Source organism: Ignisphaera cupida, from assembly GCF_030186535.1.
Classification (GTDB): Archaea; Thermoproteota; Thermoprotei_A; order Sulfolobales; family Ignisphaeraceae; genus Ignisphaera; species Ignisphaera cupida.
Map to the genome: position 1 here is coordinate 26,659 of NZ_JASNVW010000007.1, position 19,698 is coordinate 46,356.

The following is a 19,698-nucleotide window of genomic DNA, read 5'->3' on the forward strand; positions in this document are numbered from 1 at the left end:
GCTTGTTGGTGTTGATTGCCCCTCTGTGTTTATGCCATTAACAGGGAGTTTGCTAAGCTTGGTTGTGTAGAGGAATTCAAATTTGATTTATCTACTGGCGAGGCTATAATTGTTTACAATGATTCTATTTGCGGTTTAAACGATGTTTATAGAGGGGTTAGAAACGCTGGATACGATGTTGTTAAAGAAGTTGCTGTTTTTGTTGTTGAAGATCTTGACACAGGACTTGCTAGCTATATTGAGAAAAGGCTTTGCAAAACCACTGGAATTTTTGACTGCATATCATCTATATCAACATCAACTGTAAAAGTTGTTTACAACCCATACACACTAAGCTCTTCAGATGTTGAAAAGATTTTTTCTGGTCTTGGAGTTGGGTTTAGAAAGCTATTGGAAGAGTCTATTGCTAGAGGCAAAGCATTTGAGAAAAGCTCTTTGCTGAGAAGAGTTCTATCCTTCTCTATAGGAGTAGCAGTGGTTTCCATAGCAATAGCCTCTATGCTTATGAATATTCACATTAGCTACAACTATGTTTACTACCTTGCAATAGCATCTTCAGTTGTTATTGCCTTGAACTATGATATTTTGCGTAGAGGCTTTGCGGCATTGGCAAGGCTTTCACCAACCATGGACTCTCTAGTTTCTTTATCAACAACAATATCATTTTTATTTGGATTAGCATCTCTACTTGGGGTTGCACCCAAAGGCAGTGGCCTTTCCACAGAATCGTTTTTCGAGGCTTCTGCAGGTGTTTTGGGTTTTGTTGGTTTTGGTCTTTATCTAGAGGAGAGAATTAGGAGAAGCGCTTGGAGTAGTGTTGAGGATCTTGTGAAAAGACTTTATAGCAAAGCAAGAGTTGTTGTTGGTGATAAGGTTGTTGAGGTTGATGCTGAGAAGGTTTCTCCAGAATCCATTGTTGAGATTAGAGCTGGTGAGATTATTCCTGTCGATGGTGTTGTTGTTGATGGTGATGGCTATGTTGATGAATCTAGTTTTACAGGAGAACCACTACCTGTACACAAATCAGCTAAGACCAGAGACCCTGTTTTGGCTGGCACAATACTTGTTTCTGGCTATTTAAGAGTTAGAGCAACTAGGGTTGGTAGAGAAACAATGCTTTATAGAATTATTGAAACAATTAGAGAAGCCCAGTTCTACAAGCCCAAGGCTCTTAGAGTTGCTGACAAGTTTGTTGGTGTTTTCACATGGCTTGTTATCGCTCTTGGCATATCCGTTCTTCTATACTGGGGTATCATTGTAAGTGATTTCGCCAAGGCAATAATGTTTACAGCAACAGTTTTTGCAACTGCATGCCCATGTGCAATAGGAATTGCAGTTCCAATGGCTGTTTCAATTGCTGTTGTTGCTGCATCTAGAAAAGGTGTTGTGATTAGACGTGGAGATGTTTTTGATAGACTACTAGAATCATCTACAATAATCTTTGATAAAACAGGTACTTTAACTATTGGAAAGCCACATGTTGAAAACATTTGGATTGTGAATAACACTGTTGATGAGAAAACCCTGCTTTTCTACATTTGCAGTGTTGAGAGTAGAAGTGAACATCCAATAGCAAAAGCAGTTACAGACTTCTGCAAAGATAAAGGTGTTGAGACTGGAGATGTTGAGGAGTTCAACCATTTTCCAGGTCTTGGAGTTGTTGGCATTATCAACAACTCTACTGTTTCTATTGGGAATATGGAGCTTCTTAAAAGAATGGGTGTTGAGGAGATGGAGAAACTCGAAAAAATTGATGATATTATAAGCAGCAAGGGGTCTACACCAGTGCTAGTAGCTTTAAACAATTCCCTGGTTGCAGTCATAGAAGTATCTGACAGGCTGAGGCCAGAGGCGGAGAAGGTGGTTAGATATTTGAAGAGCCTTGGCTATAGAATTGGAATTGCCAGTGGAGATGTTAAGGGCTCTGTGGAGAGATATGCCAAGGCTCTTCAACTAGATTTTTACCGCTATGAGCTGAAGCCACTTGAGAAAACGGAGCTTGTTAAAGAGATTCAATCAAAAGGTGAGAAGATTCTTTATGTTGGTGATGGAGTAAACGATGCAGCAACAATATCTGTGGCTCATGTTGGTGTTGCTATGGGTGGTGGAGCAGATGTTTCTAAGGAAGCAGGAGATGTTGTATTGACAAGCAATAAATTATCTGATCTAGTTTTCATTATAGAGCTTAGCAAAAAAGTTAGGAGAAAATTCTTAGAAAATATTGCATGGGCATTTATATACAACATAGCATTACTGCCAATAGCAGCAGGAGTTTTTTACAGCCATGGAGTGTTCATGAGACCAGAAATGGGTGCAGCAGCAATGATTTTAAGTGATGTGAGTGTTGTGCTAAATTCGCTAAGATTATTGAAACAAAGCACTTCTAGCTCCATTTGATTTATTTTATAGAAAACAATATTAAAACTCACAAACCTTTTATAGTTGAAAATAAACTCTGTTGATTGTGATTTAAATGAGTTCAAAGTCTTACAATGTTTTTAGAGATATTGTTGTGAAGCTTATTGATAGAATTGTTGCTGAGGAGAGAAATAGAATAGAGGAAGCTTCTGAGCTCATAGTGGAAGCACTTAGTAAGGAAGGCTTTGTATATGTGTTTGGCACGGGGCACTCCATGATTACAGCTCTTGAGATGTTCTATAGAGCTGGAGGACTTGTTAGAATATATCCAATTTTAGATCCATCGCTATTAATGTTAAACGGTGCTTTGAAAAGCACTATGTTGGAGAGGTTGCCAGGATATGGAGAGGCTATTTTGAACTCAATTCCAATTAAGGAAAACTCTGTCATAATAATAGTGTCTAGTTCTGGTAAAAACGCTGTTCCAGTGGAGGTAGCTATCAAATCTAGGGAGAAGGGCCTTAAAACAATATGCATAACCTCATTAGAGTATTCAATGAGGCTAAGCCCAAGTAATCCATATGGAAAGAGATTGTTTGAGGTTTGTGATGTGAGTATAGATAATAAGGTTCCTGAGGGAGATGCTGCTTACGAAGTTAAGGGCTTTGCTCAGAAAATAGCCCCTGTTTCCACAATTCTAAACTCGTTTATAGTACAACTGCTTGTCATAAGAGTTGTTGAGAAAATGATTGAAAGAGGATTAGATGTTGAAGTTTGGATGAGCTCCAACATACCTGGAGGCATCGAGAAAAACAAGGAGTACCTAGACAGGTATATTCAAATTGTAAAGCCTTTATGAAGCAGTAACAGCATTGACATAATCTTTTGTGATATCACCATTTTAATACAATATTGCACTAAACTTGCTAAAGCTATTAACCTTGTTTCGATTTCCTCACTATCTAAGCTAAGATCTGGCATAAAACAATAAGCATTTTAAACAGCTAACCTCATGTAGGGTATGTGAGGTTTTTATGTCGGCAAATAGTAGTGGAATTCCAAAGGGATTAGTTGAGAATCTTGATGAGGGGGAGACAGTTCTATATGCTGTGAAGAAGAGATTTTCAATTGAGAAGCCTAAGTGGCTTGTTATAACAAATCGAAGGGTTATCTACTTTGATGAAAAGATTTTTGGTCGCTATGAAATGGTTTCTATTCCTTATGAAAAGCTTGAGAAGATGTATTGTCGCATAGGTTTGCTTGCAACAAGATTTGTTTTAAGTATTGAGGATGGGGGTAAGCTGGAGCTTTCGTGGATGGATAGAGAAAGTTCTAGAAAAGCTGTTTCAGCTATGTATAGCGCTATAAAAAGTATTGCTGTTGAGCCTCCGACAATGGTTAGAAGAAAAAGCTTGTTTAGTGAGGAAATAACTTTGGTTAAGCCAAAAGAGTTTGTGATGCGTGGCATGGTGGCGCAGGCAATTCAAGTTCCACAGGTTTCTAGAGATTTTGGAAAGGCTGGTGAGAAAGATATTGTGGCTTTGCTTAACATGTTGAAGGAGCTAAGAGATGCTGGAGTACTTACAGAGGAAGAGTATAATGAGAAAAAGAAAAAGATTTTGGAAAAGCTTTAGAGAGTTATTGCTATAGAGAATATTCATTTATGCTTATCATGGAACGGTATTTGTCTATGAGAGTCTCTAGCTCACTTCTTTTTGGTACATCATGCGAGAGAATTCTTGTAGCCTTTACCCCAGCTGCTATAGATGCGTAGAGCATTGCCTTCTCAATGTTTCTAGACTCCATGTATAAAGTAGCAAAAACCCCTGTAAATATATCGCCGCAACCAGCTGTTGAATAAACCTTTAGCCCAAGTTTTTTCAAAGGCATTGCACCCACATCCAATGCTCTTCCCCTTCTATAGTCATATAGCGTAGCCCCTTTCTCACCTTTTTTAACAACAATCACACAGTTTTTGTAGGCATGTAGATCACTCTTCGAGTTGTTTAAGTATTGTGAAAACTCGTATTCATTTGGCAGTATAAAGCATTCACATTGGGTTTTAGAAACCAACTCAAGAGGATTCCAACTGTTTCCAGGATCCATAAACATTAACTGCCCTTTGAATTTCTCTACAATTGCTGTTGCAACATCCCTTGGAATATTTGCTACAACAATCGCTGAAGAATCTAGAATGTCTTTGGGTATGTGAGAAGCGCTAAGCATGTTGTTTACACCTGGTATTGTTATTATTGTTGACTCTCCCTCATCATCAATTATTATATATGCTCTACCAGTTTCACCATCAAAAACAATAACATGCTCTATACCAACACCCTCACTTTGCAAATAGGTTTTAACTGTGTTTTCCAAGTCCTTGCCAACAGCACCAAAAAGCTTAACATTTCTAGCCCCTGCCCTGACCATTGAAATAGCTATGTTTGCACCTGTTCCACCAACACCCTCAGTAACAAGATTTCCAACAAATTTTCTTCCTCTTTGAAAAAACCCTTTAACAAATAGAATAGTGTCATAGTTTATTCTACCAGCAACAAAAACACTCAAATATAATCACCTACTGTAGAACCCAATCAAATATCCATATGCAATAACATGGCCCTTGACTTTCTCTAAAACATCCTCTGGATGTAGGCCAGATCCCCAGTTAGACTCTATGTCAAGAGCCAAGGCCACAAATACATACCTATGTGGTTTATCGCCTTTTGGTGGGCATGGACCTCCATAACCAATAAAACCAAAGTCGTTTAACCCCTGCAAAAGTTTGCCTCTCTGCGACTCCCCCTCATCAAGATTTATGACTAAACCACTTAAGTTGTAAACAATCCAGTGATAGAATATTCCACCTGGTGCATCTGGATCGTAAACAATTAGAACAACGCTTTTGGCCTGTGGAGGAACATTAGATATTGTTATTTGAGGTGATGTGTTATCCCCATCGCATGTGTATTTAGCTGGTATTGTCGAGCCGTTGCTAAAGGATTTGCTTGAAACATAGATGGTTTTCTTCGCATTTCCAATAACGCTTTCCAGCCCAGGTGCCGTAAGCTCTACCTGAACTTGTTTAAAGAAATTGAGGTAGATGGTTACCGAAATGAGAATAGCTATTATGAGCAAGGCTATTGCTAAGTAAAAAACTTTTTTCATAAAACCACAAATCTCTACACACTTTGCAAAAATATAAGTTTAGCAACTCAATGCTTTTGAATTACCTTGAAATAGCTTTTTTAGCTTCTTCAAGAATCTTCTTAGCCAAGTCATTTTCACTAGCATTGCTATAGCTAATTGGTTGAGTGAATTGTCTTGGCTTTTTCCTCGCCATGCCAAGAACAATGTTTAGTGAGTAAAGAGCTGTTGATGCCCATGCTCCATAGCCTATAGACTCTATGGCCATGTTCCCAAGTAGAGCAAGCGCTGTTGCTGATGAGATGAATGAAAGTGTTATTGCAAATCCTATTGCAGAAGTTGATAGAAACACCTCCTTCCCACTTTCAATATCTGCAAGCCACAGAGCTGCTCCAAAAGCTGCGAATATGGATGTTAGTAGCAAAGACTTTGAGAACACATCACCAGCTATTCCAACAACTCTATAAGATTCGTTAAGTGTGTATGCATAACTTTTTAGCACAATCCATGGAGCTGCAAAAACAAGCACAAATACTATAAGCGATGCAATTGCTCCAACACCTGGCACCACCCCATGCCAGTATCTCCTGTTTCTTACATTGATAGCTACTAGCGATAGTATTGGTATTGAGCCGAGAGCCGCTATAAAGTAAACTATTTCAAGCACCAGGTAACACCACATCAATTATCACGAGGAGAAAATATTTAAGATTGTAACCACGTTAAGTAATGGGATGAAACTTGATTTCCTATGTTGTAAAGTTTGTTTCTTTTGAGAGAAGAAGTGGGAAAACAGACATAGCCTCTAAAATTGTTTCAAATCTCAAGGCAAAAGGCTACATAGTTGGTGTTGTTAAGCATTCCCATGGGGAAATAGATGTTGCTGAAAAAGATAGTTTCATCTATGCAAATGCAGGAGCCGATATAGTTGTGGTTTCATCTACAAACAAAGGAGCTATTTTCTACAGCAAATGGGTTGATGACTTACCAACAATTCTGAAATACTTGGATACACCAATAATAGTTGTTGAGGGCTTCAAAGAGTCAGAGGTGGGAGACACAATAGCAGTAATAAACAAAATTGAGGAATTTGAATTAGCAAAAAAGCTTAAGAATCTAATAGCAATTGTTGCTGAAAACACCATTGCAGATACTCTAAAGAAAAACAGTGAAGTACCCATATACACAAAAAGCGATGTAGACAAAATCGCAGAACTCATAGAAAATAAAATGCTTATCCACATAGAATCCAAAACACCACAGCTAAACTGTGGTTACTGTGGCTATGAAACATGCAAAGCATTTGCAAAAGCATATGCAATGGGAAAAACAAGCTGGTGTCCAGTGAAACTAGATGTAAAACTAATGGTAAACAACAAGCCAATACCACTCAACCCATTCGTCAAAAATGCACTAAAATCAACAATAGAAGGATTCATATCATCACTAAAAGGAGTAGAGGAAAAGAAAGAAAAAATACTAATCGAAATAAACTACACACAAACCTAATTCATTTTCAACTTTATTTATTTGTTCCCCACATTGCATGTATGGAATAATGAAAGAGTTGAACAATTTAAAACTCTATTGTTTTATGTGAGATTTTAAAAACACTATCAAAAATAATAAGCTTATAAACCTGGAAATTCAGCAAATGGGATTGAAAAATTGTTTTGGGTTTATGGATTTGGAGTGGTGTTTTCTTTGAGGATTTCGATTGATGATATTGTTAATATTGATTATGGTTTTGTTGAAAGTTATTTGTCTAGGTTTTTGAGGAGTAGCTTGGCTGCATCTGGTATGAAAGGTTTTGTTGTTGGGGTTAGTGGTGGTGTTGATTCTGCTGTTGCCTATGCTTTGGCTGTTAGAAGTGTTGGTGTTGATAGAGTTTTCGCTGTTGTTATGCCTGATAAGAATGTTACTCCTGATGATGATGTGAAAGATGCTGTGAATCTTGTTGAGGGTTTTGGTGGCAGATATGATGTTGTTGAGATTTCTGATATTGTTGATGCCTATGTTAAGAAAATTCCAGTGGCTTCTCATGGCGATGTTCTTGCTGTTGGGAATCTAAGGGCAAGAATAAGAATGTGCATACTCTACTACTACGCAAACAAGTTCAACTATCTTGTTTTAGGTACTAGTGATAGAAGTGAGTATTTGCTTGGCTACTTCACAAAATATGGTGATGGAGCTTCCGACATAGCACCACTAATAGTTTTGTTCAAAACCCAGGTGAGAAGATTCGGAGAGTTTCTTGGTGTTCCACAAAAAATTGTTAAAAAGCCTAGTTCCCCAAGGCTTTGGCCAGATCACTTAGCTGAGAAAGAACTTGGTTTAAGATATGAGGATATAGATCTTGTTTTCTTCGCATTTTTCGATCTTGGTCTACCCGTAAATGAAATTCCTAGTGTTACTGGCGTTAGTGATGATGTTGTTAAAAAGGTTTTGCATAGATATTCAACAACAATTCACAAAAGATCTGGTGTTTTAATGCCAGATCCAAAACCTGTTGTAGAACAAATTGTTTCATCTGTTTACCAAAAAATTAGAAGAGGCTAAACAATGTAATTGGTTCTCATGCTGTAAAAGAAGCTATTCGCATTGTTGCATCCCCGTTCTTATATAGTTTCACTCTTTTCTATGCTAATAAAATGTGATGCAAAAATGAAGCCTCTTATGGCATATGTTTACAGACCTGATGATGAACAAGATAAAATAGTTGATTTTGTTTCAAATTCCCAGCTTCCAGACTCAATAAAAATTGTTTTGCTATATACATATTTTGAGAAAATTGCTGCTGATGTAATCATAGCTTCTGGTGAGAGAAAGTTAAAAAGGGTTTTGTGCAAAATATCCTCGAAGAAGAGAATAAACAGAGCATTGGCTATACTTAGAAAAGAGGGTTTTCTTAACGAAGAAGAGTATAGAAGTATTAGAAGAACAGCTAGAGTTCTTCGATGCTTAAGAAACTCTTTTCTTCACAGAGTATGTGAATCCTCGTGTCCATCGATAAACATTGAAAATGCAATTGAAGTATCAAAGATTTTTGCTTTAAAAGCTAGAGGATATGTTGGGAAAATACTTAGCAGTTGGAGTGTTGAAGATTAGAAATTCAATAACAAAACATTTAATAACTGCTTGAAAACTGTGTATCCATTGATGGTTGAAACAAAGATTAAGTGCTCTTTTTGCAACGAAAATGCTGTTACAAGAATTGGCTATGCGAAGCTGTGGCTATGCAAAGAACACTTCATACAGTTTATAGAGAAGAAGGTTTTCAACACATTTAAAAGATATGGGTTAGGAGGCAAAAACTGGAGGATATTAGCTGCTGTATCAGGTGGTAAGGATAGTGTTTCAATGCTTTACATTCTACACAAGCTTTCAAAGGATATAGGGTTTGAGTTAATTGCTTTGCATATTGATTTGGGTATAGGTGAATATTCCAAGATTTCTCGAGAAGTTGTTGAAAATCTTTGCAAATCTCTTGGAATTCCACTAATAGTTTTAGATCTCAAGGAGCTTACAGGTTTTAATCTTCCAGAAATGGTTTCAAAAACTAAAAGACCTCCATGCAGTTTGTGTGGCCTCATAAAGAGATACTTAATCAATGTTGCTGCGCAAGAGCTTAAGGCAAATGCTGTTGCTCTTGGTCATCACCTAGACGATTTGATTCCTTATATAATCAAAAACTTTGTGCTTCAAAACCTATTCGAAATATCTAAGCTAGGTCCAAAAACAGATACCTTAAATGGATTGGTTGGTAGAATAAGACCTTTGTACGAGGTTTCAGAAGATGAGATAATGCTATATGCATACTTAGCTAAACTACCTTTTGTACAGAATGAGTGCCCATATTCAGCAAGAAAAGGTTTGGAGAAAACAATTAGAGAATTTATTAACAATGCTGAGAAGAGGCATCCAGGATTCAAAATAGCTTTTGCAAGATCCATAGCAAAAAACATTGAGATATACAAAAACATTGGGAAAGAAGAGCCATTGAAACAATGCAAAATTTGTCAATCACCATCAAATAGCGAGATATGTTCATTTTGCAAAATAACAGCTAAGGTAGCTGGCAAACCCCTAGGTTCTGAAGTGAAAACAAAAATTGCCCAACTTCATTTGCTAAACCTTAATCACACTTCTACAACTTAAAGACTTCGGTTTTGCATATCCTATGGACTTAACAAGCTAAAAGTTTGTGGTTTATTAAATCATAGTGAATGGTTTAGAGTTTGCAATGGAAAATTTTTGTTCAGAAAAGTCATGAATTGAAATGTGAAGATAGAATTGAAACTATACATGATGAATGCGGTCGTATCTGATGATGTGATGAGTGGTGGGCTTTACTGAAATAATTAAACACAGTTTTGCGTAGAAACAACAGTTTTTAACTTTTCTAAAAGATGTGACCTTTTGCCGAGGTGTTTTGCTTTGTCACTGTATGAAAAAGTTGTTGGGTGTGTGGAGAAGGTTAGAGCATATTTAAACTCATCCATGGTTTCATTCGATGTTGTTGGTTCTAATCCTTTTGGCGATGTTTCAAAGAAATTTGATGTTGATGCAGAGAATATTTTGAGGAAGTGTATTGTTGATTCTCTTGGCGATGTTGTTTTTATTGGTGAGGAAGAGGGTTTGAATGTTTTTGGAGTTCCAAAATGGATTGTTGTTGCTGATCCTGTTGATGGAAGCACAAACTTTTCTTTTGATATTCCATGGGCTTCTATATCAGTTGCTGTTGCTCCCTATAGAAAAGGTGCTACGCTAGAGGATATACTGTTTGCTGTTGTTGCAGAGATTTTTAGAAGTAGAACATATGTTTATGACAATGGCTCTGTTAAGATATTTGGTGGTTCTGGAAGAAGAGATTCTCCAGCACCAATAGTTCTTGGATACTTCGAGTCTCTAGAGGCCTACACACCACTACTAAACTATTTGCTTCTAAGCCAAAGAAAATTGACTATTAGATCTCTTGGAAGTGCAGCTTTAGACATTGTTTATGTTGGTCTTGGAAATGCTGAAGCATTTATAGATGCCAGGGCAAAGCTTAGAAATGTTGATGTTGCATCAGCAATAAGAATAGCTACTGCACTTGGTGCAAAAGCTGTTGAGTGTTCAAATGGTTTTGCTAACGCAATGAGGATACCGATAGATTCTGCAGAAAGGGTTAAGTGCGTTGCTGTTGCCTATAACAATGAAATTCTCAATAGACTTGCAAAAGCACTGCAAAAAAGGTTTTAGCAGCAAATCTATGTTATGATGTTTGCTAATTTGCTTTGGAAGTTCTTTAAAATTCTAGTCAACGCCTTTCTTCTCAAAATCTTCTTATCAACAATGAACCCGCCATCAACATAGTTGCTAGAGTAGTAGGCTAGAACATAAACAGGTTTGGCATCTATTTCAGGTGTTGTCACAACATTTTTTCTTATGAAGCATAGATTCTCCATAAGCTTTCTAGTCATTTTACATGTTATTCTAATTGTTGATTGCCTAACCTTCTCAGCTGGTATCACATATTTTCTTGTTCTCAGAAAAACCCTGTAGGGAATTTCAACATCTGAAAACTCTGACAAGGAATCTATGAGCTGTTGAAGCATGAAATAATTTTCTGAAGCAACATCATGTGCAATTTTTTGAAGATTTTGAAAAGCCTTCAAAGAACTACACTCTCTCACCAATATCTTCTTAGCTTCAACAGGCATTTCATCAACTAGCTTAGCCTTTTTCGACACCTTCTCCAAAAGAATAACAACTGTGTATGGATTTTCACAAACATCGCTAAATAAACAGTCAATTAGATAAAGATCTTTTGGTTTACAGTTTGGGAAATGAGCTAAAATCATTGGAATCCACAAAAAGTTGTACACATTGCTTGGAAATTTCTTCACAACATTTTTATCCACATAGAGATATTGATACATTTAAACACCTCTACAGCGTTCCCTCAACATCAAGCTTCTTCAACAACTCAATGTTTCTAGCCTCACTCTCATCAATTTTTGTTGTGCTTATCCAAGCATCTAAAATCTCCCTTGCAACATATTCGGTCACAAGCCTACCACTCATAGCCAAAACATTTGCATCATTCCAAAGCCTAGCACCTCTAGCAGTTTCAGCATCATTGCAAAGAGCTGCTCTAACACCCTTAACCTTGTTAGCAGCAATAGAAACACCAGTACCAGTATAGCAAATCACAACACCCCAATCAGCAACACCACTAGCAACAAGCTTCCCAACCTCAAAACCAACCAATGGCCACGGCTCAGGCTTACCAGTTTTCACAGAGCCAACAGGTATAACCTCAAAACCCTTCTCAGTAAGATACTTCACAACAGCATTAACAGCTGGGTAAAGATCATCGGATCCAACAGCAACTCTCCTACTCCTCTCAACAGTCTGGGATTTCACCTCTTTTGCACTACTGACCTCCATACAACTCCCCTATTTGAGAATTTCAGCTTTGCACTACTGAAATACTAATCATATCTTCTTTAAAAGCTGTTGTAAAAACCAAAAACATTTGAAAAGCAAATCAAATGTTTTCAAATATTGATTTATGGAGAAAGCTGGCCAAGTTTCATAGCAGTGTTTTTCCATGAGAGCTGGGATCTATATGTTGAATGTGGTTTAAACACAGTTTTAATACTTTCTATGCTTTCTCCAACAACTCTAATCTTGCTTATATCTATTTCCCCATAGCCCCATTTCCATAGGAAGTAGAGATAGCCTATATCCATGGGGTTAAACCCCATTGCATATGCCACTACAGCATCTAGATTCACAGGATTTGTTGAAGCGAATACAACTCCCCACTTTTTTGATGTTCCGGAAATTGGGCCGTTGCCCTCCATAGCCTCAACACCATCAACTATGCCTATATCTGGCATTAGATGTGTTGCAAGTTTTGCTATGTTGTAGTTTATTGAGTAGTAGCCTTTGTGCATTTCATGTTTCCACCCTCTTTTTATCGCCCCCATAACAATGTTTTTTATTGAGAGAGTAACAATTACTGTGTCATGTGTTTTTGCTCTACATGGAGATACAACAACATAGCTTTTATCAAGCAAAAGCTTTGAAACATAAACCTCAAACTCTCTATTACTTTCATCAACTAAAACAAATCTTTGATGCTCATACTCATCAAGATCAATAAACTCAACATTTTTAAACAAGTCTCTAAGTTTGTAATAGCCAAAGTTTTTCAAACCATCTCTAAAACTTCCAATAGCAGGTGACTCAGCAACCAATATCTCCGATGGGCTGAATCTTGAGGAGATAAATGCTATAGTTGCCTCAACAGCTTCAACAGGTGTAGCAGCAAGACTTGTTCTTGTTGAGACGAAGTTTGGTTTTATCAAAAACTTTTTCCTGTTTCCAATGGAAGCAACAATTTCGTTTTCTATAAGCTCAAGAGCTTTGGAAACCCCATTGCGATGATCAAATGTTTTAACTATCGAAACAGACATTGATCTTCTAACCCTCTCCAATCTCGTTTAAGGATCTTAGAACAGCATTTGCAACACTTCTATATGCTTTGTTCAAATCCTTGGCAATTTTCTTAACAGACTCGTACTCTGGCTTAGTATTAACAATGTTTCCATTAAAATCCTTGCTTATCTTCACATCAACTAAATGCTTAGAACCATCAATATCAACAGCAATTCTCCTAATCTCTCTATAGGGAACCTTAAACCTGTTAACAACATACATTCTAACCCCTAGAGTTCCAAGCTCTCTAACCAATGTTTTAACAATATCTGAATAGCTCATCTCATCAGTCAATACCCTAATGCTGTAACCAGGTCTATTCTTCTTCATGTATATAGGCACTATCGACACATCTTTTGCTCCAACCTCAAACAACCTCTCCACTGTATACCCAACAACCTCACCAGAAACATCATCAACATCTGTTTCAACAACAACAATTCTTTCATGTTCAAGACCATCAACATTGCTATTATCAATATTGTTTCCAACCAATACCCTAACAACATTTGGTTTATTCCCAAAATCCTTTTTACCAGCACCATAACCAATCTGAGTTAGCTTCATAACAGGTATTGAATCCACAAACGATTTGGCAAGTGAGCAAATAATTGCAGCTCCAGTTGGTGTTGTTAACTCCCCCTCAGCATGTCCAGTAAAGAATATTGCTTCCCCTCTTCTCAAAATCTCTAGAGTTGCTGGTGCTGGCACTGAGTACAAGCCATGATCTGTTTTCACATAGCCTTTTCCAACAGCAACTGGAAGAGAATAGAATGTTGCATCAACAAGACCAAGAAACTCTAGAGCCATTGCAACACCAACTATATCAACAATTGTATCTGCTGATCCAAGCTCGTGGAGATGAGTATCCTCAGCTGTTTTCCCATGAACCTTGGACTCAGCATCAACAAGAATTTTCATTGTATCAACAACAAATTTCTTCATTTTACTGCTAAGATTAACCTCGTCAGCCACAGCCTCAGCATATCTAATCATTTCCAAACCACTTCTCTCATCAAATCTCTCAGAAATTTTCACATCAACTGCCTTAGCCCTGATGCCACTTCTAACAACATCTTCTACAACAATTTCAATGTTTTCAACACCATCAACATTTCTTATAATAGCCTTTCTCAAAGACTCAAAAAGCTTTGCATCAACACCTAAATCAATTAGTGAAGCAAGCATCATATCCCCTGAGACACCGGAAATCGAGGGATCTATAACAACAACTTTGCTAGTCACATCAACACACCAAAGCAATACGAATGCTGTATAGCAGAATTAAAAATGTTTTTGATTTGACAAAAACAGAAATAATTTTATCTATGTTCTCTCAACAGATACACACTTTTGTTTGTAAAGCGATATTCTTCTCCCAATTAAACCTGCTACAACACCTGCATTAACACCATTATCAATATTTACAACAGCTAGTCCAAGTGGGCATGCCTGTAGCATTGAGTATAGAGCTGCCAACCCCTCTCCACCAGCCCCATAGCCAACAGATGTTGGAACACCTATAACAGGAACATCTATTAGCGATGCCACTACAGATGGTAGTGCACCCTCCATGCCAGCAACAACTATTGCAACATCAACATCTCTCTCCTTCAAAATCTTCAAAGCCTCTAAAACTCTGTGAAAACCAGCTACACCAACATCATAAATAGATACTGTTTCACAGCCCATTTGCTCAACAACAACCTTAGCCTCTTCAGCAACACCAATATCAGCTGTGCCAGCAGCTACAACACCTACTCTGCAATCATATTTTGGAATATCGAAATCCTTTTTCTTAACAACAGCTATCCTACCCCTTTTATTAATGAAAATTTCAAAATCCTCAAACTTTGCATTCTCCAAATAAGCTATTTGCTCATTGGTAAGACGAGAAACAATGACTCTACCACTTCTAGGAACAACACTTACCAAAATCTTTTCGAGATTCTCAACAGATTTACCTTCACCAAAAACAATTTCGGGAACATCTCTTCTAAGCTCTCTACCAACATCAAATCTTATAACATTCTCTATGTACTCAATTGAGAACAGTCTTATCCTTCTCAAAGCCTCTTCAACAGATATTTTACCAGAGGCTAGATCCTCTAAAACCTTTCTCAAGTCCATGCCAAAAACCCGTGCTACTTGCTGAAATATTGAAGAAGCTCTATAATAGCTCCAAGACCATTAACAGTATTCACATAAATATACTTTCCATTTCTAAAGAACCCTTCCTGCTCCTTAAAACCACCAAAGCCCTCCAAATACTTAGCACATTCATCAGCATTTTCAACAACAAATGCTATGTGGTGAATGCCCTGACCATGCTTCTCAAGAAAATCTCTCCATGTGCTAGGACCATCGATTGGCTCTATAAGCTCTATAACAATATTCTCCATGTTTATAAATGCAAGTTTTGCTCTTCCTCTCGAAGGCTCTCCTCTAAACATCATCTTTGTCTTTTCCCACTCCTCAGTTACAATAACTTTTGGCTTTTCAATTCCAAGAAGCTTAGACCAGTTCTCCAAAGCCTCATCAATGTTCCTCACAACAATAGCTATTTGAACAACTTTTCCAAGACCTTTGCAACTCATTTTAATCACAAAATTTGTTATTGGACTTTACCTCATTTTAAACTTATATTTTCAGAGCTCTGGCAATGACCTTAGCTAGCGGCATGCCCATCTTGCCATTTCTTTTAGCTTCATAAAGTTCTTGGGTAAAGTATATTGTGACTCTCTTTATTGCAGCAACTGTTTGGCTTTGTATGCAAAGAGCCCACATAGCATTTAGCATTGCTCCATGGGCTCCGAGAGCAGCTGATATGATTCCAGCTAGTGTTCCAACATCTATTTCACCTTTTCTAGCCTTCTCTATTGACATGTAGGATATTGCTGCTGCTGATGAGAATTGTGTGAATAATCCAAAACCCCAGTATATTCTGTCAAACCATATGAGGTTTGTAATTGCTTTTCTCCACCAAGAAAACACGTTGTTAAGCAAATCACCATTTCTACGCTCATATAAAGCATCCCTTATGTATGCAATGCTTGCGCTATAAGCTCTTCTCTCCTCCAATCTAGCAACCTCTGCTTTTCTGCTATAGTATTCAGCAAGAAGCATATATGGTGCTGATGATGCAAGCATTGCTAAACCTATTGATGTGTTGAAACTAAATATTGTTATTGTTGATGCCACAGCTGTAAACACATTTGGAAGTAGTGTTGTTAAAACAGCGTTTATATTCCAAATAACAAAGTCTATATCGCTACTGACTCTCCCAATAACATCATCCAAAGGCTCGTTATTTCCATTCTCATTGATTTTTAGCAAGCATAGCCTTCTTCAAACTCACAATACTATCAGCAAGCTTTGTGAAGTACCTCATCAAGGCAAACTCTGTTGCAATAAAAACTATGGCTGCAGCACCAAAAAGACCAACACCTGTTACAAATCTTTTGAAAAACAATTCTTCCTCACTTCTTCTAACAGCATTAACAACATTTGCAATAGCTTGTGGAATAAAGTAGCCTCCAACAACAGATCTAACCACGAAAACTGTGATCATTACAAAAAGAGCAAGGGAAAAACCAGGAGAATGTGGAATAATAATATTTTGTATGAACCTAGCCATGGTTGTAACATCATCAATAACTTTGCTTCTAATTCTTGAAACAATGTTCAAAGCGTTAAACCCTTAATCAAATTTTCAGAAGTGTTACTTGCTTCAGTAACTGCTTTTAAGCTGTTTAGCAAATTGATAAAGATAACCAACTTAATTAAAACATTAATACTTGGTGTTAAGCAACCAAACCCAGTTTTCTACCATACTCAACTAGTCCAAGATCCTCCAAAACCTCTTTCCTCGGCTTTCCATTCTCATCCCATCCCATAAACTCGTAAAACTCTGTTAGCATTTGATCTAGCTCAACCACCTGCCCCTTGGCCCCTCCCTCATTCATTGGTTCTCTCAAAAACCTTTTCTGAAGAATGTCATCCTTTCTGGACATTCCACAAGCTATGTTGAACATTCTTTTCAATGTGAATATCCTCTTACCCACTTTCAGCAAATCCTGAACATTCTTCTTAAAACCTGTAACATATGTGTAAAGCCCTGCTATATGAGCTGGTGGAATATCAACAAATTTGCAAATACCCATAGACTCCTGAATTTCGCTCCAAATCATCATTGTTGCCACCATCCACCCCTTGCCTTTATATGCAAACCTGTCAACTCTTTCATAAATCTTTAAATCATGTGCTCTTTGACCCTGTTCTATCCTAAAGAAAAGACCATAGAGATGATCCGCACCTCTATTGGATGTCGCGTACTGAAGCCCCATTCCCTTAAATGCTCTTGGATCATGCATAGGCATTTCAGTGCCTTTAACATGCATACAGAGCTCCTCAGAACCTTTTCCAATAATGCTAGATGCTTTTCTACATCCCTCAGCCAGTATGTTTCCAAAACCTTCTCTTTTGCCAATCATTTCAATAAGCTTTAAAACAGCTTCTTTATTACCCCATTTAAGCTCCAAGCCACCAGTATCACTAGCTGATATAATTCCTTTCTCAAAGCATTCAAAAGCCCATGCAATTGTTACACCAGTAGATATTGTGTCCAAGCCATATTTGTTACAAAGATAGTTTGCCTGCGCCAAATAGAATGGGTCGTCAATCATTAGAAGTGTTCCAAGAGAAGCAATGGTTTCATACTCCGGTGCTCTTGTCCTAATATCACCAACTTGCATAACCTTCCAACACTTTACTGGACACGCCCAACAGCCATAGACATCAACAACAATTTTCCTTTCCCTAAAGCTTTGACCAGTGAGATTCTTATACCCATCGAATTCGCCAAGGGTAAAGTTTTTAATGGGCATATCACCATATTCATAGAACTCCTCAACCTCTCCAGCAGTTCCATAAACAGCAAGTATTTGTGCCGTTGGAGAAGACATTATGAGTGGAAGCAGTCGTGATAATATGCTAGATACTCTACTGGGTTCTTTAACACTTATCTTCCCACTTCCTTTAACAGCTATTGCCTTTAGATTCTTAGACCCCATAACAGCCCCCATACCAGTTCTACCAGCAATTCTAGGTCCATTGGGCTGAATATCAGCAGCTATTGTAGCAAACCTAACAAGATTTTCACCAGCTAAACCAATTGCAGCAACTCTAATGTTTTGATCTCCAAGCTCCTTCTTTATCTCCTTATCAGTTTCATATGTATCCAAACCCCAGAGCTTTGAAGCATCTCTAAACTCTATAACTCCATCATGGATATATAGATACGTTGGCGAAGCTGCTCTACCCTTTATCACAAGACCATCAAAACCAGCTTTCTTAAGCTCAACACCCCAGTAACCAGCTACATGGCCCTCGCCCCATCCCATTGTTAGTGGCGACTTGGCTGCAACAACCCATCTGCTACTACCATATACTGGTGTTCCAGTTAGTGCACCAGTCATGAAAACCAATGGGTTTTGGGGGCTAAACGGATCTATTCTCGGATCCTCTATCTCCTCAACCACAATTTTTGTTGCTAAGCCTATGCCACCAACAAACAACTCTATGTCTTGTTTGCTAAGATTCTTAATCTCTACCTTCTCCCTGGACAAGTCAATATATGCAATTTTTCCAGCATAGCCGTAGAGCTCCTGAGACAGTTTATAATCACCCAAGTCTGTAGAGCTTGTAATATAGCTCAACTTCTCTTTCGGGTATAACAGGAGGCTCTTTTCCAAGGGCCATAGCAACAAATTGTGCTGTTGCAACTTCTTCAAGGGTTTCAGCAACTGCTTCAGCATCATATAAGTTAGAGCCTAGAGCCACAATGCCATGGTTTTGAAGAATAAGAGCTCTAGCACCTGTTGAGGCTTTTTCAGCAACAAGCTTAGCTAATTGATCTGTTCCTGGAAAGGCGAAGGGAACAACCTCAACTTTTCTAAGAACCATAACAGCCTCAACAGTAATTGGCTTTAATCCAACACCAGCTAGTGCAAGACCCAATGTGAATGGGTTGTGTGCATGGACAATGGCATTGACATCGGGTCTAACTCTATAGATTGCAGCGTGAAGAGGTGTTTCAATTGATGGTCTGCCAAAACCCTCAATAATGTTGCCATCCAAATCAACTTTTATCAAATCATCTGGTGTTAGCTCACCTTTGAAAATACCACTTGGAGTAATCCAAAACTCGTTAGAACCAGGAAGCCTAGCACTAACATTACCACCCAAAGCAGATACAAGACCTCTTTCAAATAAGTGTCTCATAACCTTGCAAATATCGTTTTTCAATTGCTCCTCAGACAACTCAATACCTTCACTCATACTTTCAACACCTAGTAAACACTTTTATCGCTGAGCTTATAAACCTAGGTTCAGAGAATTAGATAATGTGGTGAAGAACTGTGTTAAGGTTGAAGGTTAAGCTTCTACCACCATTCACATACGACATGAACACACATGAGCTTATTCTAGAGGTTTCTGAATCAACAACAATACTAGATATTCTGAAAAATGTTTCTTCAAAAGGTGTTATAGCACTAGATAAAGTTCTTGACTATTCGGAAAACAGTGCAACGCTTAAGGAAAATGTTGTTATACTTGCTGATGGCAATGTTGTAGATGATTTAAGTAAAAAGGTTGGGGGAATACAAAAAATTGTTTTAATGCCTCTTGCTCCAGGTGGATAAG

At 37.9% G+C, this 19,698-nt stretch carries 22 protein-coding genes; 9 read left to right on the plus strand and 13 right to left on the minus strand.

What is annotated here, in order from left to right; genetic code table 11:
• Nucleotides 1–15 precede the first annotated feature (15 nt).
• The 3 genes from QPL79_RS08340 to QPL79_RS08350 all read left to right on the plus strand — a co-directional run bounded on the left by QPL79_RS08340 (nucleotide 16) and on the right by QPL79_RS08350 (nucleotide 3,992).
• Nucleotides 16–2,397 (plus strand): heavy metal translocating P-type ATPase, encoded by a 2,382-nt coding sequence (locus QPL79_RS08340; protein ID WP_285274355.1) that lies wholly within the window; start codon nucleotides 16–18, stop codon nucleotides 2,395–2,397.
• Nucleotides 2,398–2,473: 76 nt separating this feature from the next.
• On the plus strand, nucleotides 2,474–3,217 hold the full coding sequence (locus QPL79_RS08345; RefSeq protein ID WP_285274356.1) for an SIS domain-containing protein: 744 nt from the start codon (nucleotides 2,474–2,476) through the stop codon (nucleotides 3,215–3,217).
• A 175-nt stretch (nucleotides 3,218–3,392) separates the two neighbouring features.
• A complete protein-coding gene (locus QPL79_RS08350; protein ID WP_285274357.1) occupies nucleotides 3,393–3,992 on the plus strand; it encodes a PH domain-containing protein in 600 nt (199 codons plus the stop codon).
• A gap of 10 nt (nucleotides 3,993–4,002) precedes the next feature.
• Here QPL79_RS08350 and QPL79_RS08355 read toward each other — a convergent pair whose 3' ends face one another.
• From QPL79_RS08355 to QPL79_RS08365, 3 genes are all read right to left on the minus strand, one after another.
• Nucleotides 4,003–4,923, minus strand: a complete 921-nt coding sequence (locus QPL79_RS08355; RefSeq protein ID WP_285274358.1) for a carbohydrate kinase family protein — start codon at nucleotides 4,921–4,923, stop codon at nucleotides 4,003–4,005.
• A gap of 6 nt (nucleotides 4,924–4,929) precedes the next feature.
• Nucleotides 4,930–5,523 (minus strand): YbhB/YbcL family Raf kinase inhibitor-like protein, encoded by a 594-nt coding sequence (locus tag QPL79_RS08360; protein WP_285274359.1) that lies wholly within the window; start codon nucleotides 5,521–5,523, stop codon nucleotides 4,930–4,932.
• Between the two features lie 61 nt (nucleotides 5,524–5,584).
• Nucleotides 5,585–6,169: a hypothetical protein gene (locus tag QPL79_RS08365; protein WP_285274360.1), complete on the minus strand. Its 585-nt coding sequence runs from the start codon at nucleotides 6,167–6,169 to the stop codon at nucleotides 5,585–5,587.
• Nucleotides 6,170–6,243: 74 nt separating this feature from the next.
• Between QPL79_RS08365 and mobB the strand changes: the two genes are divergently transcribed.
• From mobB to QPL79_RS08390, 5 genes are all read left to right on the plus strand, one after another.
• Nucleotides 6,244–7,011 (plus strand): molybdopterin-guanine dinucleotide biosynthesis protein B, encoded by a 768-nt coding sequence (mobB, locus tag QPL79_RS08370; RefSeq protein ID WP_285274361.1) that lies wholly within the window; start codon nucleotides 6,244–6,246, stop codon nucleotides 7,009–7,011.
• Between the two features lie 186 nt (nucleotides 7,012–7,197).
• Nucleotides 7,198–8,061: an NAD+ synthase gene (locus QPL79_RS08375; RefSeq protein ID WP_285274387.1), complete on the plus strand. Its 864-nt coding sequence runs from the start codon at nucleotides 7,198–7,200 to the stop codon at nucleotides 8,059–8,061.
• Nucleotides 8,062–8,166: 105 nt separating this feature from the next.
• The gene (locus QPL79_RS08380) at nucleotides 8,167–8,610 is read left to right on the plus strand and encodes a hypothetical protein (protein WP_285274362.1); all 444 of its coding nucleotides are present in this window, start codon (nucleotides 8,167–8,169) and stop codon (nucleotides 8,608–8,610) included.
• A 51-nt stretch (nucleotides 8,611–8,661) separates the two neighbouring features.
• A complete protein-coding gene (locus QPL79_RS08385; RefSeq protein ID WP_285274363.1) occupies nucleotides 8,662–9,660 on the plus strand; it encodes a TIGR00269 family protein in 999 nt (332 codons plus the stop codon).
• Between the two features lie 279 nt (nucleotides 9,661–9,939).
• Nucleotides 9,940–10,746: an inositol monophosphatase family protein gene (locus tag QPL79_RS08390; RefSeq protein WP_285274364.1), complete on the plus strand. Its 807-nt coding sequence runs from the start codon at nucleotides 9,940–9,942 to the stop codon at nucleotides 10,744–10,746.
• Between the two features lie 8 nt (nucleotides 10,747–10,754).
• Here QPL79_RS08390 and QPL79_RS08395 read toward each other — a convergent pair whose 3' ends face one another.
• The 10 genes from QPL79_RS08395 to QPL79_RS08440 all read right to left on the minus strand — a co-directional run bounded on the left by QPL79_RS08395 (nucleotide 10,755) and on the right by QPL79_RS08440 (nucleotide 19,332).
• Entirely contained in the window at nucleotides 10,755–11,426 is a 672-nt protein-coding gene (locus QPL79_RS08395) for a hypothetical protein (protein WP_285274365.1), read from the minus strand.
• Nucleotides 11,427–11,436: 10 nt separating this feature from the next.
• Entirely contained in the window at nucleotides 11,437–11,937 is a 501-nt protein-coding gene (locus QPL79_RS08400; RefSeq protein ID WP_285274366.1) for an RpiB/LacA/LacB family sugar-phosphate isomerase, read from the minus strand.
• 122 nt (nucleotides 11,938–12,059) lie between these two features.
• Nucleotides 12,060–12,971 (minus strand): DUF362 domain-containing protein, encoded by a 912-nt coding sequence (locus QPL79_RS08405; protein WP_285274367.1) that lies wholly within the window; start codon nucleotides 12,969–12,971, stop codon nucleotides 12,060–12,062.
• 7 nt (nucleotides 12,972–12,978) lie between these two features.
• On the minus strand, nucleotides 12,979–14,238 hold the full coding sequence (gene larC / locus QPL79_RS08410) for a nickel pincer cofactor biosynthesis protein LarC (RefSeq protein WP_285274368.1): 1,260 nt from the start codon (nucleotides 14,236–14,238) through the stop codon (nucleotides 12,979–12,981).
• A gap of 81 nt (nucleotides 14,239–14,319) precedes the next feature.
• A complete protein-coding gene (larB, locus tag QPL79_RS08415; protein WP_285274369.1) occupies nucleotides 14,320–15,123 on the minus strand; it encodes a nickel pincer cofactor biosynthesis protein LarB in 804 nt (267 codons plus the stop codon).
• 14 nt (nucleotides 15,124–15,137) lie between these two features.
• Nucleotides 15,138–15,590 carry a VOC family protein gene (locus QPL79_RS08420; RefSeq protein WP_285274370.1) on the minus strand — a complete coding sequence of 151 codons (453 nt, stop codon included), beginning with the start codon at nucleotides 15,588–15,590 and terminating at the stop codon, nucleotides 15,138–15,140.
• Between the two features lie 43 nt (nucleotides 15,591–15,633).
• A complete protein-coding gene (locus QPL79_RS08425; protein WP_285274371.1) occupies nucleotides 15,634–16,329 on the minus strand; it encodes an ABC transporter transmembrane domain-containing protein in 696 nt (231 codons plus the stop codon).
• Complete coding sequence (locus QPL79_RS08430) at nucleotides 16,313–16,681, minus strand: hypothetical protein (RefSeq protein WP_285274372.1); 369 nt, start codon at nucleotides 16,679–16,681, stop codon at nucleotides 16,313–16,315. Before QPL79_RS08430 ends, QPL79_RS08425 begins: the two co-directional genes overlap by 17 nt.
• 115 nt (nucleotides 16,682–16,796) lie before the next feature.
• The gene (locus QPL79_RS08435; protein WP_285274373.1) at nucleotides 16,797–18,683 is read right to left on the minus strand and encodes an aldehyde ferredoxin oxidoreductase family protein; all 1,887 of its coding nucleotides are present in this window, start codon (nucleotides 18,681–18,683) and stop codon (nucleotides 16,797–16,799) included.
• Nucleotides 18,676–19,332: a class II aldolase/adducin family protein gene (locus QPL79_RS08440; RefSeq protein WP_285274374.1), complete on the minus strand. Its 657-nt coding sequence runs from the start codon at nucleotides 19,330–19,332 to the stop codon at nucleotides 18,676–18,678. Before QPL79_RS08440 ends, QPL79_RS08435 begins: the two co-directional genes overlap by 8 nt.
• An 80-nt stretch (nucleotides 19,333–19,412) precedes the next feature.
• On the opposite strand from QPL79_RS08440, the gene QPL79_RS08445 reads away from it, so the two are divergent.
• Nucleotides 19,413–19,697, plus strand: a complete 285-nt coding sequence (locus QPL79_RS08445; RefSeq protein ID WP_285274375.1) for a hypothetical protein — start codon at nucleotides 19,413–19,415, stop codon at nucleotides 19,695–19,697.
• Nucleotide 19,698: the final 1 nt, after the last annotated feature.

What these genes read in the sequence shown, in the direction of transcription:
- larB (WP_285274369.1), bottom strand. Translation starts at nt 15,123, where the DNA reads ATGGACTTGAGAAAGGTTTTAGAGGATCTAGCCTCTGGTAAAATATCT.
- QPL79_RS08400 (WP_285274366.1), bottom strand. Translation starts at nt 11,937, where the DNA reads ATGGAGGTCAGTAGTGCAAAAGAGGTGAAATCCCAGACTGTTGAGAGG.
- QPL79_RS08380 (WP_285274362.1), top strand. Translation starts at nt 8,167, where the DNA reads ATGAAGCCTCTTATGGCATATGTTTACAGACCTGATGATGAACAAGAT.
- QPL79_RS08420 (WP_285274370.1), bottom strand. Translation starts at nt 15,590, where the DNA reads ATGAGTTGCAAAGGTCTTGGAAAAGTTGTTCAAATAGCTATTGTTGTG.
- QPL79_RS08385 (WP_285274363.1), top strand. Translation starts at nt 8,662, where the DNA reads ATGGTTGAAACAAAGATTAAGTGCTCTTTTTGCAACGAAAATGCTGTT.
- QPL79_RS08395 (WP_285274365.1), bottom strand. Translation starts at nt 11,426, where the DNA reads ATGTATCAATATCTCTATGTGGATAAAAATGTTGTGAAGAAATTTCCA.
- QPL79_RS08360 (WP_285274359.1), bottom strand. Translation starts at nt 5,523, where the DNA reads ATGAAAAAAGTTTTTTACTTAGCAATAGCCTTGCTCATAATAGCTATT.
- QPL79_RS08350 (WP_285274357.1), top strand. Translation starts at nt 3,393, where the DNA reads ATGTCGGCAAATAGTAGTGGAATTCCAAAGGGATTAGTTGAGAATCTT.
- QPL79_RS08405 (WP_285274367.1), bottom strand. Translation starts at nt 12,971, where the DNA reads ATGTCTGTTTCGATAGTTAAAACATTTGATCATCGCAATGGGGTTTCC.
- QPL79_RS08440 (WP_285274374.1), bottom strand. Translation starts at nt 19,332, where the DNA reads ATGAGTGAAGGTATTGAGTTGTCTGAGGAGCAATTGAAAAACGATATT.
- QPL79_RS08345 (WP_285274356.1), top strand. Translation starts at nt 2,474, where the DNA reads ATGAGTTCAAAGTCTTACAATGTTTTTAGAGATATTGTTGTGAAGCTT.